The organism is Zhongshania sp., assembly GCF_041584495.1.
Classification (GTDB): domain Bacteria; phylum Pseudomonadota; class Gammaproteobacteria; order Pseudomonadales; family Spongiibacteraceae; genus Spongiibacter.
The window spans coordinates 1-17,944 of the sequence record NZ_JBFHDY010000073.1 but is presented as its reverse complement, the minus strand read 5'-3'; the positions used below and the strand labels follow the sequence as shown (position 1 = coordinate 17,944).

The 17,944-nt window shown below is 50.0% G+C and carries 19 protein-coding genes; 5 read left to right on the top strand and 14 right to left on the bottom strand.

The genetic code is table 11. The features are described from left to right. From ABYP33_RS12305 to ABYP33_RS12285, 5 genes are all read right to left on the bottom strand, one after another. The coding region (locus tag ABYP33_RS12305; protein ID WP_373091287.1) for a hypothetical protein at positions 1-711 on the bottom strand (711 nt) is incomplete at its 3' end. Between the two features lie 155 nt (positions 712-866). Beyond that, the gene (locus tag ABYP33_RS12300) at positions 867-1,178 is read right to left on the bottom strand and encodes a hypothetical protein (protein ID WP_373091286.1); all 312 of its coding nucleotides are present in this window, start codon (positions 1,176-1,178) and stop codon (positions 867-869) included. 115 nt (positions 1,179-1,293) lie between these two features. After that, positions 1,294-1,635, bottom strand: coding sequence for a hypothetical protein (locus tag ABYP33_RS12295; RefSeq protein WP_373091284.1), 342 nt, complete (start codon positions 1,633-1,635; stop codon positions 1,294-1,296). Between the two features lie 84 nt (positions 1,636-1,719). Further along, the gene (locus tag ABYP33_RS12290) at positions 1,720-2,775 is read right to left on the bottom strand and encodes a hypothetical protein (RefSeq protein WP_373091283.1); all 1,056 of its coding nucleotides are present in this window, start codon (positions 2,773-2,775) and stop codon (positions 1,720-1,722) included. A gap of 89 nt (positions 2,776-2,864) precedes the next feature. Continuing rightward, entirely contained in the window at positions 2,865-3,509 is a 645-nt protein-coding gene (locus ABYP33_RS12285; protein ID WP_373091282.1) for a hypothetical protein, read from the bottom strand. A gap of 612 nt (positions 3,510-4,121) precedes the next feature. Between ABYP33_RS12285 and ABYP33_RS12280 the strand changes: the two genes are divergently transcribed. Further along, positions 4,122-5,120: an integron integrase gene (locus tag ABYP33_RS12280; RefSeq protein ID WP_373091281.1), complete on the top strand. Its 999-nt coding sequence runs from the start codon at positions 4,122-4,124 to the stop codon at positions 5,118-5,120. A 20-nt stretch (positions 5,121-5,140) separates the two neighbouring features. Here ABYP33_RS12280 and ABYP33_RS12275 read toward each other — a convergent pair whose 3' ends face one another. From ABYP33_RS12275 to ABYP33_RS12250, 6 genes are all read right to left on the bottom strand, one after another. Continuing rightward, on the bottom strand, positions 5,141-5,623 hold the full coding sequence (locus ABYP33_RS12275; protein ID WP_373091280.1) for a hypothetical protein: 483 nt from the start codon (positions 5,621-5,623) through the stop codon (positions 5,141-5,143). Positions 5,624-5,710: 87 nt separating this feature from the next. Continuing rightward, on the bottom strand, positions 5,711-6,625 hold the full coding sequence (gene pbpG / locus ABYP33_RS12270) for a D-alanyl-D-alanine endopeptidase (RefSeq protein ID WP_373091279.1): 915 nt from the start codon (positions 6,623-6,625) through the stop codon (positions 5,711-5,713). 125 nt (positions 6,626-6,750) lie between these two features. Beyond that, a complete protein-coding gene (locus tag ABYP33_RS12265) occupies positions 6,751-7,173 on the bottom strand; it encodes a hypothetical protein (protein ID WP_373091278.1) in 423 nt (140 codons plus the stop codon). Positions 7,174-7,213: 40 nt separating this feature from the next. Beyond that, positions 7,214-7,663, bottom strand: a complete 450-nt coding sequence (rimI, locus tag ABYP33_RS12260; protein ID WP_373091277.1) for a ribosomal protein S18-alanine N-acetyltransferase — start codon at positions 7,661-7,663, stop codon at positions 7,214-7,216. Continuing rightward, entirely contained in the window at positions 7,660-8,454 is a 795-nt protein-coding gene (locus ABYP33_RS12255; RefSeq protein ID WP_373091276.1) for a hypothetical protein, read from the bottom strand. The genes rimI and ABYP33_RS12255 overlap by 4 nt, the downstream gene beginning before the upstream one ends. Before the next feature lies 1 nt (position 8,455). After that, the gene (locus ABYP33_RS12250; RefSeq protein WP_373091275.1) at positions 8,456-10,003 is read right to left on the bottom strand and encodes a 2-isopropylmalate synthase; all 1,548 of its coding nucleotides are present in this window, start codon (positions 10,001-10,003) and stop codon (positions 8,456-8,458) included. A gap of 364 nt (positions 10,004-10,367) precedes the next feature. Here ABYP33_RS12250 and ABYP33_RS12245 point away from each other — a divergent pair, with 364 nt between their 5' ends. Next, positions 10,368-11,813 (top strand): succinylglutamate desuccinylase/aspartoacylase family protein, encoded by a 1,446-nt coding sequence (locus tag ABYP33_RS12245; protein WP_373091274.1) that lies wholly within the window; start codon positions 10,368-10,370, stop codon positions 11,811-11,813. Between the two features lie 72 nt (positions 11,814-11,885). On the opposite strand, the gene ABYP33_RS12240 is transcribed toward ABYP33_RS12245, so the two are convergent. Beyond that, entirely contained in the window at positions 11,886-13,349 is a 1,464-nt protein-coding gene (locus tag ABYP33_RS12240) for an amidase (RefSeq protein WP_373091273.1), read from the bottom strand. Positions 13,350-13,541: 192 nt separating this feature from the next. Here ABYP33_RS12240 and ABYP33_RS12235 point away from each other — a divergent pair, with 192 nt between their 5' ends. Then, the gene (locus ABYP33_RS12235) at positions 13,542-13,793 is read left to right on the top strand and encodes a TIGR02647 family protein (protein ID WP_373091272.1); all 252 of its coding nucleotides are present in this window, start codon (positions 13,542-13,544) and stop codon (positions 13,791-13,793) included. 617 nt (positions 13,794-14,410) lie between these two features. After that, complete coding sequence (locus ABYP33_RS12230; RefSeq protein ID WP_373091271.1) at positions 14,411-15,409, top strand: metal-dependent hydrolase; 999 nt, start codon at positions 14,411-14,413, stop codon at positions 15,407-15,409. Between the two features lie 28 nt (positions 15,410-15,437). On the opposite strand, the gene ABYP33_RS12225 is transcribed toward ABYP33_RS12230, so the two are convergent. Next, entirely contained in the window at positions 15,438-16,394 is a 957-nt protein-coding gene (locus tag ABYP33_RS12225; protein WP_373091270.1) for a hypothetical protein, read from the bottom strand. Between the two features lie 228 nt (positions 16,395-16,622). Here ABYP33_RS12225 and ABYP33_RS12220 point away from each other — a divergent pair, with 228 nt between their 5' ends. Continuing rightward, on the top strand, positions 16,623-17,624 hold the full coding sequence (locus ABYP33_RS12220) for an LLM class flavin-dependent oxidoreductase (RefSeq protein WP_373091269.1): 1,002 nt from the start codon (positions 16,623-16,625) through the stop codon (positions 17,622-17,624). 4 nt (positions 17,625-17,628) lie between these two features. On the opposite strand, the gene ABYP33_RS12215 is transcribed toward ABYP33_RS12220, so the two are convergent. Then, positions 17,629-17,826, bottom strand: coding sequence for a CPXCG motif-containing cysteine-rich protein (locus tag ABYP33_RS12215; RefSeq protein ID WP_184461096.1), 198 nt, complete (start codon positions 17,824-17,826; stop codon positions 17,629-17,631). Positions 17,827-17,944 lie beyond the last annotated feature (118 nt).

The following is a 17,944-nucleotide window of genomic DNA, read 5'->3' as shown; positions in this document are numbered from 1 at the left end:
TAACGTAGGCCCCCATTTTGCTGTTAAGGCTTCTCGCTTTTGGTCAAATGCTGTCTTATCGATAGTCCATCTTGCGTAATTTGCTTGCTCGTAGATAAATCCAATTAAACCTTCAGCAAAAGCCTGTCTATTTGAATGCGGAATATAACCACTGAGCTTATTGAAGTAAGATTTTTTCAATTCATCTAAATCTGCCGATTCAACATGCAGTACAGTGTTTTCCAGTACAGCTATCAAATTTTCATCATCAGCGTTTAACATCACAGCTTTCTGAAGTTTTATGATTTCCGATGGTGTTTCTGCGTTAAGCTGCTTATCACTACGATCGGAAAAAATATCCTTAAGCACTGCCAAACGTTGCTCGGCTGTTTGTGTGTTCCATTCCTTTAGCCGGGTGGTTGCCCCAAAAGGCTGAGTTGTATGCAGCACTAGAACGCCATATTGAGTATGATCAAACTCTGGAGCCAACCAGTTCTTGAGTGTTTTCCAAAGATTCTCGTGGTGGTCGGTAAGCGGTGCGGCATAATCTTTCACTTCAGTTTGAGTCGATGCCAAAGCATCTGGCGAAATCAGACTAACGTCACCGTCTTTTTCAAACCAAACCGAATGGCCTTCGTCAAGCGAGAAGCATTTATCCAAGCCGATTAGCACCTGGTAATGAAAGGCTAAGGCAGTTGTTAGCGCGGCATTTTTGCTTTGTCCTCCGCTCATACCTTTCAGCTCCTTATATCCTTTTATGAAAACTCATGGGTGATAAAACCATCGAAATTCGCTTCGACACATATTCGTACAATAGGCTCATCGACTTATAACGCAAAATTGAGACGCGCGTTTTTTGCGTCGATTCCAATAAATGGTTAAGTGCTCTACTCATTGATAATGTTCGTAATGGTAAAAACTTTAACCTTCTTACATTCTGGTTCTTTTTTTTCTTGGTAATCACAGTAACTTGTTACCACTCCAACTATTTTCTTTGCTTTGGTGATTTTTGGACAAACTTCCATTGCTGTACCTTTAGCAAAATAGAACTGCCCGCCAATATGAGGTTTCGCTCGAAACGCAACTCCAAAATCAGATTGTCCGCGAGGCCCACAATCATCTACTTCGATCGCAACCTCATCTGCTGAACAATTAACTGACGTTAGCACCATAATTATAAGTAAAATTGCTCTATTCATTTGATTCACTTAACGTTTTTGTTTTGGGGCGAGCGTATGCGAGTCCATAGCCCGCCGCTTTAGCGGAAACAAGCGGGCTATTTCCAACAACTCTTTGTTATGAATTAGGCTTTGCCTATGGATCATAGTAAATTCCATCTTCAACTAAAAAGGTGCAAAAATCCTCAACTGCATACTCAGCAATAATACTGTTCTTAGCAAGTTCATTTAGAGCAACCTTTTTTAGCAAATAACCCTCTGAATAAGTAAGTGGAACCCAAGATTGCTCGAACTTTGGTATATCACTTAGTCGAGCTTTAAGAGCAGTTACTTCACTTAGTGCATTCTCATAATTGAACTCGCTTTCAGGAATTAGCATCTGGGCTTCCTGAGGGCGGTCGTATTCATCGCAGAGATCTTCTCCAAAGGTGAATATCGATGTAAATGCAATGAATGCCAAAAGAGCTGTATTTTTCATAGATTCATAACGCCCGGGCTCAGCAGCCGATTTGGAGGCGCAACGCGCCGGAAAAGCGGTCCGCTGCAGCCCCTTGTTAGGCAATTAATTATGCTCCGCGCTAGTGATAAAAGATCCATCATCCGAAAATAAAAAACTCATCTCACCACTACGCAGCCGTTCTCTATAATTAGGTACATCTACGTTATTTTTTGTCGTATCGTAAAGGACACGCTCCATCAACTTTCCAAGCATTGACCGGTCAAACTCACGGAATTCTGGTTCTTTATCACGCTTCGTACAGGCAATAGTTATTTCTGAATCCTGCCTATTAAACAACGTTGATAAGCGCGGTGGGTTTTCCAAGTGTAATCGACAGCAAGCGAAATGGGCGAGAAGCTCTCGAAACTGAGGGTAGCTCAATTTTCCATCAAGATCTTTCAGAAACAATTGACTCAGTTTGTGAAGAACCGCCCCTCCATCACCGAAACATGCTATTACACCTACCCCCCCCACTCTTATTGCGAATGTGTTAGCAAAAGTAAGGTCACCAATATCGAAAGGCTCGCGCTCTTTTGGATTTTCATGTACAGAAAATATAGCTAACGAGCCCAAGGCTTCGGGCTCTACCGTGGCTTTGCAATATACGGCACGTGCGAGGCAGTAAGCGTGATGCATCTCTCCCCAGTCGTATTCTAATTCTTTGGCAATAGAGCCAGTCATGGCTCGCCTATCTCTGTTTAGAGGTAATGACGCATCTTTGCAATGCATCTTTATAAAGATGAGGGCCAACCAACTGAAAAGCTTTGAGCCATTACCCTTGACCAGGAAGTTCTTGATTCCTTCGAATCCTTCGTTAAATGCCTTACTTATAGGTGTTTCAAGCTGCTGACTTAACAATTGATTACATTCCCAGCAACAAGGAACCACGTAACTGCGATATGGGAGAAGAGTCCCATTTGGCAAGGACACCGACTGGTTATAGAGAGAAAATCTTTTTAAGATCCAATCGGGAACGACATGTTCTTTTGTTGGCTCTACATTCTCGTCAGCACAAACGAAACATACCTTCCCCTCGCATACTTTCTCTCGAAAGCGACGCAAGCTAACAAACACGATTCTTCCGTTCATCCATATTGAGCGGTCGTCTAAGTGGATCAATATTTACTCCAATTTTGCCTAACGCCCGCAGCAAGCGCGCCGCTTTTTGGCGTCGCTTTGCCTGCGATTGTTATGCATAGTTAGCGATGTCAAGGCCCAAGCACCTCCAGCCTAAATTTTGCTGCTTGTGCATCAATCTCACCTGACCGAAACTTTTCCCAAATATCTTTGGTATTTTGCGACATAGAATCAACTCGGATTGCACCGCTTTGTCCAGAACTCAGCTTACTCCATAAAGGTAGAATGACACTCTTGGCCTTATTGAATGCTTCGCTCTGCCATTCCGAATTCTCGCTCGTCTGCACCGCCGCGCCAGTCCAGTGTAAAAAATTTGATAGGCTGCCCCAGTTTTTCATGAGTTCTTTTATGTCCCATTCGTTAATCTTTGGTACTCCTGGGATCAAACTCTGAATAATTCCAGAAAAAGCTACTAGCTTCTTATATTCTGGAATCAACTGAGTAAGAAGTTTATCTATCTTTCTCGGTGACCTTAGGCATTTTTTATAATCATCTTCAGTTAAACTTGGCTCTGAGCAAACAACAATCAGTTCAAATATGAGATGCTCGATACTCAATCGACCGTCTATACATGCGTAATATATCGCCGCGCCATTTCCAGTCCTTTCTACATAATCTATCCATGATGCAGCACGGTAACCATACCCAACAGCATCGTGATAGATATTTTGAGATAGAATCTCCTTTTCGGAGCGATCTTTGTATTCAGGGGCCATATGCATAACGCCGTGTTTTGGGGCGCTGGAGCGCCAGCGAAGGCGTCCCAGCAGCGCGGCATTTTGCGCTGCGACAACAACACCTTGTTAAAGGTTTATGATTGCCCATGCTAATTTTTCAGGCATGTTATGGCTATTGCAGTTACTAGACTCACTACTATTGCGACAACCGCAATGATATTTGCGAATTTTGAGTATCGAAGAGCTTTTCGCGAAATTGATAAACTCTCTGATTCATGTATTTCTTGTTGTTCAGCTTCTTTCGATGCAAGCCAAGACTCGCAAAGATTTTGGTTTACGCTGCCTGGCTTTCCATAATGATGAGCTGCCACGAGACTTCTAGCTTCAGAAAGTGGGAGGCTATCTAAATGCGAGATCATTTTCTTCTGAGATTCGTCCATGAGATACCTTTAACAGTCTGTTAATGAGGCCACTGGCCTCATAATAATTATTAGAAGGCGGCCTCTTAATTTTTTAATATTCAAAGTGCTGCACGGCAACTTATTGTTTTTCAATACATTTAATTTTGGCGTAAGAATGCCTTTCCCATTATGCTGGCCAAGGTACTTGACGGCAGCGGAAAGGAAAATATACTGGATATACATACAGCAAATGACAAGGATTGTCGACATGAGCGCTTCACCATTCCTTCGGTCTGTGCAGGAGTACATGCTTGTACGCCGATATAGCCTACGCACAATAAAGTCCTATTTATATTGGATCAAGTCTTTCATTTTATTTAATCAAAAGCAGCACCCATCTTCCATGGGCACGCAAGAAGTAGAGGCCTTTCTGAATCACCTTGTTGTTCAACGTAACGTTTCTGCCTCAACTCAGGCTATAGCATTGAATTCCATAGCGTTTCTGTATAACAAATACTTGGGTCAGCCATTGGGAACGTTAAGCGGGCTTAGGCATTCAAAGCGGCAAGCCAAGTTACCCGTGGTGTTAACGCAGAACGAAGTGGCTCTTCTATTATCGCAACTTGCAGGCACGCATAAACTGATGGTTGCCATGTTGTATGGCTCGGGCTTGCGTCGCATTGAGTTGTTGCGATTAAGGACAAAAGATATAGATTTTAATCATTTGCAGGTACAAGTATGGCACGGCAAAGGTAATAAACACCGTTTGGTTACCTTGGCGCCAGAGCTTTTGGCCGCTTTACAGGCGCAAATTAATGAAGTTGAACGCTTACTCATTGGCGATTTGACGAATACGGTTTATGCAGGCGTGTGGATGCCAGATGCGATGGCGAGAAAATACCCCAAGGCGGCAACGTCATTGAATTGGCAGTATCTGTTTCCTGCAAGCAAATTAAGCCACGACCCTCATTGTGGCGCACTTCGCCGTCATCATTTTGACGAGTCAGCGTTAAATAAGGTAATTCGACGCGCAGCTATCCGTGCCCGTATTCGCAAAAATGTCACTAGCCATACTCTGCGCCATTCTTTTGCAACGCATTTATTGCAGTCCGGCGCAGATATTCGCACTGTACAGCAGCAGCTTGGGCATAGCGATGTAACAACCACCGAGATTTACACTCATGTTTTAAACCATGGTGCTTACGGCGTACGCAGTCCGTTAAGCAGTATTTCGCGCCAAACACCATAAAGTCACGCAACGCTATAGGCTTACAGCAGTTCTGTCTGCTGTCTTGAGCCCTGATGAAACACGGCAACCAGCGAGTAACGCATAAAGCCGGTGCAGGTGGTTAGGTAGTCGTGCAGGGCGTGTTTAACAATATCGGCAAAAGATTCACCTTGGTACTTCCATTGGTCTGATTCGGCGAGCTGTTTCATTTTTGCGTTCATAGCAGACATATTGCATAAAAGGCGGTGTTTTGCGTCGCGGCGTTTGCTGTCGTCGGTAACGACGATGGCGAGTGTGGATGCCGTATTGTCCCACTCGAACATGAGGAAGAGGGAGTCGTCGTTAATATTATCGGCCAACAGTGCCACCGCGTGCTCTACGCAGTTTGCGAGTACGGCCTCGATGGTCATATTATTTGGGTTTGCAACAACGCTGCTATGAAGCACGTATTCGGCCCCATGCTCTGTTATGGCGGTCTCTTCCCACGCTAAGCCTTGGTCTTTAATGTTTTGCTGATATGTCACTGTGCTTCCTTCAATAAAAAGGGCTGCGTCGCTATGCGAGGCAGCCCCAATAATAGGTTTAACTGTTAGCGCTACAAAATGATGCGATTAACGAATACTGGCCGTCGCGCGGCTCGCCAGATGGCTCGCTATTTTACGCTTTTGATAATCTTTTGCTGCGCGGGCTACCGTGCCACCGTTACCCGAAGCCAACCAGCGTTTAATGCGGCCAGCGTCTCCCATGGGGCTGGTTTTGCCAAACGAGTCTAACATGACGATGAGCAACTCTTTGCCGTCGACATTGGTTTTCATCACTAAGCAGCGGCCGGCTTCGTCTAGGTAACCGGTTTTACTCATGGCCACGTCCCAGCGCTGGTAGCGCACTAGCGGATTGGTGTTCACATAAGCCAAGCGGTAGCGCGGGCGACTAAAGTTAGCGGTATAGACTGAGGTGGTGGAGTACGTGGCAATTTCTCGATACTTAGCCGCCGCTGCGACAAGCTTAGCCAAATCTTCGGCGGTAGATACGTTTTTGTCAGACAAGCCGCTGCTATCGACAAAATGGGTGTTTTTCATGCCTAGGGCGCGGGCTTTTGCGTTCATTCTGGCAACAAAGGCCGGTAGACCACCTGGGTAATTGCGGCCCAAGGCCGCTGCCGCCAAATTCTCTGATGACATCAGGGCAAGGCGCAGTACTTCACCTCGGGGCAGTTCGGAGTCTACCCGAATACGGGAGTGGTAGTAGTTAATAGCCTTGCGGTCATCATTGCTAAAGCGAATGGCTTCTTTCAGTGGCAGCTTTGCGTCTAACACCACCATGGCCGTCATTACCTTGGTTAGCGAGGCAATTGGCTTTACCATGTTAGCGTATTTTTTATACAGCACCTCACCGCTATCGGCGTCAATAACCACGGCGCTAACCGAGGCTAGTTGTAAGTTAGCGGGATTACGTCCACCTTTATCCGTCGCCATAGCCGGCGAGATAAATAAGGTCAAGGCCAAAGAGAGCATTATTTTTATCATTACAATACCAATTAGCAAAAGTGAACTAACACTATAATTAAGCTGAGATTAGCACAGCCGAAAAAGCCAAAATGTCGACTCTGTTCAATTTTTATACAAATACGGTGTTTCCCGTACTAGCTAGCCTACTCGCTTACTTTCAAGCGCAGGCTATCTAATATCTGATCTACCGCGGCGCGGTCCATATCGCGGTCATCTTCAGCGCAGGCGTAGCTAATAAGTAACAAATGATCGCCAGCGTGTAAAAACCATTCCCGAATATAATCGCCTTCTTCGACAGTTTCAAACTCCCAGCCCTGATAATCGTCACCAATTTTACAGGCTTTACCGTCGTCAAGGCGCATACCAACTTCCAAAACTAGCTCGCGCACGTCATTCGCCGTAGCCGGTTTACCGTGTTGCGCTTGCAGGGTACTCAGGCTAATACAGCCTAATTCGTCCTGGTCAAAAATCAGAATACTGTCGTCGTCTTGCTCGGTACGCCACTCTTCAGGCAAGCCGATAAACCACCAATCAGATTCAATTTCTTGCATTTCAGTGTCTGACATTGACCACTACCTGTGTAAATTTTAGAAGCATGATTTGCGCTTACTCGCCCAAGGGTAAATCTGCCGACATTAAAACAGCGTGTTCATAGCCGTCACCCAGGGGGTAATAGTTTTTTCTAATGCCGTCTTCAGCGAAACCGAGCTTGGTATATAAAGCACGCGCTACTGTATTAGATTCCCTAACCTCAAGTAAACAGCGCGCGCCACCAAATTGCTGCATCCACTCCAGCCCGTCGCTCAGCAGTTGTCGCCCCACGCCTCGGCCACGGCTGTCGGTGTCGACCACGATATTCAATAAGCTCACGTCGTCGAGCACGAGGGTATAGCAGCTGATGCCCAGCAATTCCTCGCCTTCCCAGAGACCTAGGCAATGATCGTCGCGCAAGCTGCGCAACCAGTTCATTTTGCCCCAGGGATGAGGGTCAGATCGGGCTTCGAGCAAAAGACATCGTTCAAGGTGATGCATAGCCAGCATGGCGATACGGGTCATAGACTGAACACAACCTTGCGTAAGTTTTGCCACAAGGGCGCTTTCAAACTGCCATCGGCGAGCATGGCTGAGGGCTCCGCTGCGTACAGCAATTGAATTCCGGCAGATTGCAGGGTCGCCACGTCAATATAGGGCTGTAATGCACTGCCAAATAAAATCACGCAATGGGCCTGCTGGCGCTCGGCCTGGGCCATGATATTGGCTTGCAGGGCCTCTTTGGCGGCGTCGCCACCCATGGTTAATCCGGGCGTTTTTAGCGCCGGCCACTGAAAGCGCGACGTCGCGAATTCTGGAGCTTTGGCCAGCTTATGATGACGACTCACCGCCACCGCAATATTCGCCATGAGGCGCTTTTCAGCGGGACTCGGCGGCGCAGTGGTGGTTTCAACAATCATCAATAATCCGATGCCCGTCGCCACCAATTCAACATTAAACTCGGGGCTAACGGCCACATCAGTTGCAGCGCCGGGGGCGCTACTCGCTTGCGCGGGAGCCGGCGCGGCGCGCTCAAAACCCAGTTCTTGTAAGGCTGAGGCGATACGCGATCCGGCGCGCTGCGGCGCGCCGGTTGGCGCCGGTGTATTGCGCTCCTGCGCCTCGGCCATTTGCTGGTATTCAGTATCGGCATCAAAGCTCGCCACTTCGGCGGTTTCGACGTCGGCAAATTCGTCTTCTACGGCGATGTCCAGCTCAAAAACCGGTGACGGCGCTGCACCGTCAAGTACGAAGCGCGGCACATAGGTGTCGACGCCCATCGCCTGCAAATAATCGAGTCGCAGCGCCTCGTTCACTTTATACGCCCTCGTGCTGGGGGTGGGCTTTAAGCACCCCGGCGTCTAACAAATTAAGGGCATCAAGGTAGGCTTTAACTGAGGCAACGATAATATCGGTGTCGGCACCATTGCCATTTACAATGCTGCCATTTTTCTCCAGCCGCACTTGCACTTCGCCCTGGGAATCGGTGCCTTCAGTGATCGCATTCACCGAGTACAGCAGTAAATTGGCACCACTATTAACCAGCAGCTCTACCGCCTTAAACGCGGCGTCCACAGGGCCATCACCCTCCGCTGCCGCTTGTTGGGCTTGGCCGTCGATAAGCAACTGAATATCGGCGCGGGGCTTAAAGCCGCTGCGCGACACCGCTTCTAGGGCCACATAGCTGTAGCGCAGCTCAAGATCATCTGGCTGAACATCGTTCATCAGCGCCTGCAGGTCTTCGTCGAATATTTCGTGCTTTTTGTCGGCCAGCTCTTTAAAGCGGGTGAACGCCAGATTCAAGGCGGCCTGATTATCTAGCGTGATACCCAAATCTGCGAGGCGCGCTTTAAATGCGGCGCGACCTGAATGCTTGCCTAACACCAGCTTATTGGCGTTCCATCCCACGTCTTCGGCGCGCATAATCTCGTAGGTTTCTCGATACTTAAGCACGCCGTCTTGGTGAATGCCGGATTCATGCGCGAAGGCGTTAGCGCCAACAATTGCCTTATTCGGCTGCACCGGAAAGCCGGTGATAGACGACACCAAACGCGAGGTCGGCACAATGTGCGTGGCATCAACACCGACTTCTACCGGAAATATGTCGCTGCGGGTGCGAATCGCCATGACCAATTCTTCAAGCGAGGCATTACCCGCTCGCTCGCCCAAACCATTAATAGTGCACTCCACTTGGCGAGCGCCATGCATGACTGCCGACAGGGAGTTCGCTACCGCGAGGCCAAGGTCATTGTGGCAGTGCACGGAGAAGATCGCCTTATCGGCGTTGGGCACGCCGTTCATGATTCTTGCGACCATGGCGCCGTATTCACCGGGTTCACCGTAGCCTACGGTGTCGGGCAGGTTAATTGTGCGGGCACCGGCATTAATCACTTGTTCAATGATCCGGCACATAAAGTCGTACTCGGAGCGCGAGGCGTCTTCGCAAGAGAATTCAACATCGCCAATTAAGTTACGGGCATACTTAACCGCAGCCACCGCACGCTCCAGCACATTGTCTGGCGCCATGCGCAGTTTGTATTCCATGTGGATTCGCGAGGTGGCAATAAACGTGTGTATACGGCCCGCGGCGGCGGGCTTGAGAGCTTCAGCGGCGCGGTCAATATCTTCAGCGCCGGTGCGTGCCAAGCTGCACACTATGCTGTTTTGCACTGTCTCGGCGACGGCCCGCACGGATTCAAAATCACCAACACTGGCAATAGCAAAGCCCGCTTCAATGACATCAACGCCCATTTTTTCCAGCATTTTGGCAATTCGCACTTTTTCGTCGCGGGTCATCGACGCACCGGGGCTCTGCTCGCCATCGCGTAAGGTTGTGTCAAATATAATCAGGCGGTCTTTGGCCATGTCTAACTCCTAACAATCATTATTTGTGGCAGCATTGTGGTGCCCTAGCAAACTCTGCCCGCAATTATAGTCGGACACGGCCCAGACTTCTTGGCTCTTTTGCAGGCGAAGGTGCTGTTTTTACAAGAAAATTCATTTACCAGCCCCCGCCATTGGCAAAAATGCCATGGCCAAAGACTGAACTTCAGTGCGGTATTCCGTCAAAGCCCCCAGTACTGTATGAAGAAAATCACCGCTTTCACAAAGTTTCGGGCGTTTATATTGGTGAATTTGTATACAATTTGTCTCTTTGCCTTAGTTTGTCAACCATTGGCCCGTAGCCCAATGATTTTTAGCCGTATTTAAGGGAGCAAGCCGCTTTATCATGCGAAGCACTTTAGTTTTTTGCGTAGCACTCAGCCTGCAGTGGTTTATCGGCTTGGCCGTCGCCAATGAACAGACCCCAAATTCGCTTGGCGATTCCGCAACCATTCCCACAGACCCGCTTTTTACCCCTAACCCCCGTAAAAACCCTAGTTTGAATATCGACTTTGACAAAAATGGCAGCGCGGCGGGCAATACCGAGGTCGCGGTCACCCTGCTTGGTCAAGATATATTGCGCGGCAGCTTCGAACGCTTGTACTGGACTGCGGGCCAAGCAGTAGCTGGCTTAGCCATGCCCACACCGGTACTGGTTGCGGCGGGTACCAACCCTGGCCCCACTCTGTGCCTTACAGCAGCAGTTCACGGTGACGAACTCAACGGCGTAGAAACAATTCGCCGAGTGATGTTCAGTCTCGAAAGCGACAAACTCAATGGAGTAGTGATTGGCGTACCGATTGTTAACATGCACGGATTTCGCCGCTCATCGCGCTACCTGCCAGATCGCCGCGACTTAAACCGCTATTTCCCTGGCGATCCTAAGGGCAGCTCGGCGGGCCGCATTGCCTACAGTTTTTTTAATGAGGTTATTTCCCATTGCGACCGCCTCATCGACATTCACACCGGCTCCTTCCATCGCACCAACCTCACCCAGCTGCGCGGCAACTTAGGCAAAGAAAGCGTGGCGCAATTCAGCAGGATGTTTCACGATGTTACCGTTATTGATGGTGCTGGCGCCCCAGGTACGCTGCGCCGCGCCTCGGTCGACGCCGGTATTCCGGCGGTAATCTTAGAGGCAGGCGAACCTTTGCGCCTGCAGCTAAAAGAAGTTAAACAGAGTGTTAATGGCATCAAGGCCGTTATGCACCACCTCAATATGATTGACGACAAGCCCCAGCGCGCGCCTAAGCAAAACGTCTTTTATAAATCGACATGGCTGCGCGCCGACCAGAGCGGCGTTTTTCTCAGCGAGGCCAAGCTCGGCCAAAACGTGAAAAAAGGCGATATTCTCGGTTCGGTCACCGACCCCATTACCAACCGCAGTTCGGTGATTCGCTCCAGTGTCGACGGCCAGATTATTGGCCTTGCACTTAACCAAATGGTCATGCCCGGCTTTGCCGCCTATCACGTTGGCATTGCCGCCGATGTGAAAAAAGTAGCTGCTGACAAAGTTGCGGACAGTGTTGTCGCCGAAGCCCTAGAACCGGTTGCTGAAAACATGAAGGAAGTGGCCAGAGAGGCGGCGCAAAAAGCCGCTAAAACCAGTAATGATCCTAAGGCCGTTGATGCCGCAGTACGCAAGGCGATCAAGGACAATGCGAAAAACACCTCGCAATTGGTAGACGAACCACCACGCACAAAAAGCGGTGGCGAGCCTGAAACCGAGGGCGCTAAAGAACCCGCTATGTCCATACGGCCCAATGACGAAATGGAAGAGCATCCCGAATAGCCCTGCCGTGACTTAGCCAGAACCCAAAAGCCCCGCCTTAGCCGCGGGGCTTTTTATTGTGCGCTTGGTAATTTAGCAGGTGAAGCCCAATTCCCGCTCTAACTGGGCAGCCAAATTAAACAGGGTCTCTTCATCGCCCATCCGCCCGGTAAACTGCATGCCAATCGGCAAGCCGCTCGCACTCATATGCAGCGGCACCGACATGCCGGGCAAGCCACTAACATTGCCCATAATGGTAAATGCCATCTTCGCCAAAATCGGCCCCGCCATTTGCTCCACCAAGCCGGTATTAAACAATAATTTACCCATATTCACCCGGTGACTCGCCAGCATCAGCAGCTCTTCAAGGCGGGAATTGGGCAGCACGCCATGGGGTTCTGCGGGGGTAGGTACAGTGGGGCAAAGCATGACATCAAAATCAGTCAATAAGCGCCCCATCGCCAGCTGAACATCATGCCAGCCGCGCTTAGCCGTGATGACGTCGGCGCCGCTGAACGAGCGCCCCAGCATCGCCATATTTTTGGTGGCAGGTTCAAACTTGGCGACACAGGCGGCGCCATACTCACGGCGATAGCGGTCAACCATACTTGCCACTTCGGCGCAGACAACTACAAAGAAACCTCGCCAAAATTGCTTAACATCAATCTGTGGCTCGGCCTCCACCACCACGTGCCCGAGCTTTTCTAGCGCTTGGGCGGTGGCATCTAATGCGGCTAGCACCTCGGTATCAACAACGGTATTCACCAAGGGCTTTCTGCTCAAGGCAATGCGTAGCGGTCGGGCTTCACGCTGGGTAGCAGCCAAAAAGCTGGCCGTGGGCGGGGCGATATTATAGGGCGCCCCAATCTCATGTCCGCTACTGCAGTCCAACATCGCTGCGCTGTCGCGAACACTGCGGGTCAGTACGTGCTCAGCAACAGCGCCCTGCCAATCTTCACCATTGTCGGGGCCAAGGGGATTGCGACCGCGAGAGGGCTTTAAGCCAATCACCCCGCACCAAGAAGATGGAAAACGAATAGAGCCGCCGCCGTCGCCACCGTGGGCCATTGGCACAATACCCGCGGCCACGGCCGCCGCACTGCCACCAGAAGAACCACCAGTGCTATAACCATGCTTATGAGGATTATGAGTGGGACCAAAGGATTTGGGCTCGGTAGTGATTATTAGGCCAAACTCTGGGGTATTGGTTTTGGCAAAAATATTCACCCCGCTGGCTTTGTAGCGTCGTACCAATTCACTGTCGTAATCTGGGACCACAGTAATGCCCCGACTGCCCATACGCAGCGGCTCACCGGCAAAACAGGCCAATAAGTCTTTTAAAACAAAGGGCACGCCTTTAAATGGGCCGTCGGCTAGGCCCTGCTCTATTTGGCGATAGGCGCGTTCATCGAAGCGATGGATAATGGCATTTATGCTTGGGTTACACTCGTTGGCGACAGCCAGCGCAGCATCAAGCAGCTCTTTAGGGCTTACCGCCCCAGTGCGAACCTGCTCAGCCAAGCCAAGGGCATCGTATTCACCGTATTCTTTAAACATTCCCGTCTCCGCGATCTTATTTGCTGTAAATAGTAACAGCTCTGTTACCTAAACTGAGCGAAACAAAGGGAATTAGCCTTTAACTAAATTGCCTTTGGCAGCGCGACACAATACGCGCTACAGTAGCTTACAAGCGCTGACACACTGTCGGCTGGCAACATCCTCAATTCATAACAATATAAGGTTGCAGATATGCCGCTATCGAAAGACATTCTTGACGAAATTCGCGTATTAACCCAATTCAACCCTGCCTCTGCGCTTGAAGGCATCAAGGTTCATCACACCGCCGACCCCTCTACCATCGCAGCGACCGAGCGCCTTTTTGCCAAAGAACTGATTACGCAAGCTGATGGCGGCTATCTCACCAGCAGTGGCTTGGAAGTCATTCGCCATCTCGATAGCCTAATGACGGTATTAAACTGCAAAGACCAAGAAACAGCGTGACAATGTAAATACGGGGACCTAAGTCCCCGTATTTACATTTATATTTAGATACATCGCCCACAATCACTCACGGCCACTACGACGCTCACCGGCAAAACGAAAAAATCTAGATTCCTCCTCGCCCTGAATAAGCTTGCTCGGTTCGGCAAACAAGGCTGCTTGCAATGTTTGAATGCTGGCAACATCGTCGTATTCGCAAGTATTAAAAATCCAATACTCAGTAATTGGCTAAGCTTCATAGAGTTATTCTCCGGTATTTTTTAAACTACGCGGAAGCCTTAGCATAAAAGCCGAGAAACCAAAGCCGTAACGGCTTACTGCAAAAACGCGAACAGCTTTTAAAGCTAACATCAGGCTTGCTATTATTTTTTACGCCATTTTTGCACTCAACAGTTGTCGACACGTCCGGTGAAAAATCATTCAAGTTATCGATGACAATATTGCATGTTTTCAACACATGCAAACAAGGCGAATCAATCAACATATGGCTGGGTGGGATGCTCGTCACAGCTCAGCGCTTAAATGGCCTTGGCGCAAATAGCACGACCTAAGGCCACCGCAGTTTGATAGGCTGTGCGCCACGCTGCGCGATAGCACTTTATATTGGAATAATATTTATGGATCCATTGACTCAGGGTTTACTCGGCGCCACCGCTGCCGCCAACTCCCGACTGGCTAAGGCGCCGCGCGCCGTGGCGCTGGGCCTCGGGTTTCTGGGTGGCATGGCCGCAGACCTCGATGTTTTGATCCGCTCCACTAGCGACCCTCTGCTGTTTTTAGAGTTTCATCGCCAGTTCACCCACTCCCTTGTGTTCATTCCCTTTGGCGGCTTGCTTTGCGGACTGGTATTGCACGCCCTGTTTGCCAAACGCAAAGGTTTTAGCCGCTGGCAAAGCATTCTGTTTTGCACCCTAGGCTACGCCACCCACGCACTGCTCGACGCCTGCACAACCTATGGCACGCAATTGTATTGGCCCTTTAGCAATGAGCGGGTCGCGTGGAATATTATGTCGATTATTGACCCGCTCTACACTGTGCCCATTGCGGCCTTACTCGCCCTTAGCTTAAGCCCTCAGCGCCACTGGCTAGCGCGCATCGCCTTATTCTGGGTGTTTGCCTACCCTGCTGTGGGGTGGTGGCAACGCGAGCGAGCAGAACGGGTTGTTTACCAGCTCGCCGCGAGTCGCCAACACCACGTACTTAGCTTGAGCGCCAAACCCTCCTTTGCCAATTTACTGCTCTGGAAAGTCATTTACCGAACACCCGATTATTTTTATGTTGACGCCGTGCGCATGGGCATTAAGCCAAAAATCATTGAAGGCACAGCCATTGCACCCCTGGATATTCAGCGCGATTTACCGTGGCTACAAGCCGGGTCACAGCAGGCCTTAGACCTTGAGCGCTTCCGCTGGTTTTCCCAAGATTATATTGCCCTAGCGGCAAATAACCCGATGCGGGTTATTGATTTGCGCTACTCATTACTCCCCAATGAAATTGAAGCGCTTTGGGGAATCGAGCTATCACCAAGCCGTAGCGAACAACACGTGCGCTATATTACCCAACGCGGCGATAGCCGAGCGAAGTCGGTAGAACTATGGAATATGCTATTTCACTGACCTGCACGCTGGCGACTCGCTCTGCACGCTAAAAGTAGTAGCCAAAATTTAGACGAAAGCCGCGAATATCTTCGGCCTGAATCACCGCCAAGCCTATGCGTAAAAAGCTCAGCTGGGCCATATGGCGACGGGTGCTGCCAACACTCACCGCCAGCTCATTTTGGCTGCGCGTATAAGTGTCTGTGCCCTTAAAAAGCGTGTTCACTACACTCAATTCAACACTGAGTAATTCGTGGGAAAAAGCCATAGGCATTGAATACAAAAGACCATTTCTAAATACTGTATTCGCCATATTCGGGTCAAACTCTTTACCGGCCACGGTCACTTTCAAGGTTTTGTAATAGCCTACAAAATTACCGATATATATTGAGTTTGGCGTAGATCCCACGGGAATACGGTAGGCGCTAGACACCGACACGCCCGCCTGCTCAGCCTCTTGATCTAAATCACTGGATTTAACATAGCCCACGCTCATACCCGGCGTAATGGCCCAGTTAGCGCTGACGGGGAAACGCAACGCCAAGCCCGGCTGTATTGAATAGGTTTTAGCGTCATTTACCTCGCCCTGGGTAAGCGGCATGCTCAAAATCCATTGCCGACCCAAAATGCGTTGCGAGCGAAAGGTATACGTTAAGGGCAAAGTAACATAGCTGATCTTTACCCCGTTGGTTTCAAACTCACCAACGGTAAAACTGAGGCCAAAAAGATTGGGAATATCGCCAACCTCATCAAACACCAAGTTCAGTTGCTCCAAGCTAGTATCCAACACCAGCGCAAACGTATTGTCGACCGTTTGCGTTAGCAATGAGCCTGGATTGCCCGCTAATAGACTCGACGCCCCCCCTAATAGGTCATCACCTATACCCAACAGGGCTTGCAGCTCCGCCTCAATCGGCAAAAGCGATAAAGCGGCGTCAGTGGCAAGGGCTTTAGATGCCGTGGCGCCTAAACACAGTGTGAGTGCCAAGCACATTAACCGCCTCATCACCCCCCTCCCATGCCGCCCAATAGCCGCCACCAGACACACCGCTGCCCGTCACCTAAACAGGATCAAGCGCAAGTTCACAGAGACCACTTGGTATAGCCCACAAAGGCCGGTTTAGCCAATACCTCGGTGTGCACTGTGCTTACCCCCCGCTGCGACCACCAAACCCTATTGAAATTCGCCGGCTTGCCCCAAACATTGTTAAACACCGAAACGTAGGAACTCGCAATGACTCAGCTCTCTGTGCTCGACCTTTCACCTATCACCGCAGATGGCTGTGCTGGCGACTCCCTACGCAACACCTTAGACTTAGCTCAACATGCAGAGCAGTGGGGCTATCAGCGCTACTGGTTGGCGGAACACCACAATATGGCGGGCATCGCCAGCGCGGCAACGGCGGTGGTAATCGGCCATGTTGCCGCCGGCACCAAAACCATTCGCGTAGGCGCTGGCGGCGTTATGCTCCCCAACCACTCGCCCTTAGTGATAGCCGAGCAATTTGGCACTTTAGAGGCCTTATTCCCTGGGCGAATTGATCTCGGTCTAGGCCGCGCCCCCGGCAGCGACCAAGCCACTGCCTACGCGCTGCGCCGCAACCTGCACGCCGATGTCGACCAGTTCCCCAATGACGTTGTCGAGCTGATGAGCTATTTCGGTGAAGCAAAACCCGGACAGCAAATTCACGCCTATCCCGGCAGAGGATTGAATGTCCCAATTTGGATATTAGGCTCCAGCTTATTCGGCGCCCAATTAGCGGCATCACTTGGCCTGCCCTACGCCTTTGCCTCGCACTTTGCGCCGGATCAAATGCTCGCGGCGATCAAAATTTATCGCGAGCGCTTCCGGCCCTCTGCCCAGCTCAGCAAGCCCTATGTGATGCTCGGTTTTAATATCTTTGCCGCCGACACCGACGCCCAAGGTGAGTATTTATCTAGCTCTATGCAGCACACCTTTGTTAATTTGCGCAAAGGCAACCCCGGAAAACTTCAGCCGCCGGTCGATAATTACCTTCAAGAATTATCCTTGAGTGAGCAGAGCCTGCTCCAGAACATAATGTCTTGCTCGGCCATTGGCAGCCCTGACACCGTGCTTGAAAAAACCCGGCAATTCATCGCCAAAACCGGCGCAGATGAATTAATGATTACATCACAGATTTACGATCACACCGCGCGTTTGCGGTCATATGAAATTGTGGGGGCAATGCAGAAACAGCTAAATAGCGAAGCTTGAGAGCCTAATACGCATCGTTCTCAGTAAACACCGTCACATTTAAATCGTCCTCTTCGGTAAGCCAAGCGCTAATAACCATTGGCTGGCAGCAGACCTGACAATCCTCGACATAGGTCTGCGCGCCCTCTGATGTATCGATCAGTAGCTCTATTCGCTCGCCACAATAGGGACACCGCTGACTGACCGATTCTAATGCGTTCATATGCACTCCCTTCAATTAGCACCCAATGAAACTATAATGAAGGGCATAGTGGCCAATATGCAAACCCTAGGCGCTATGGCATTTATCAATGCCCAGCGGCAAAGACATCAGCTTTAAC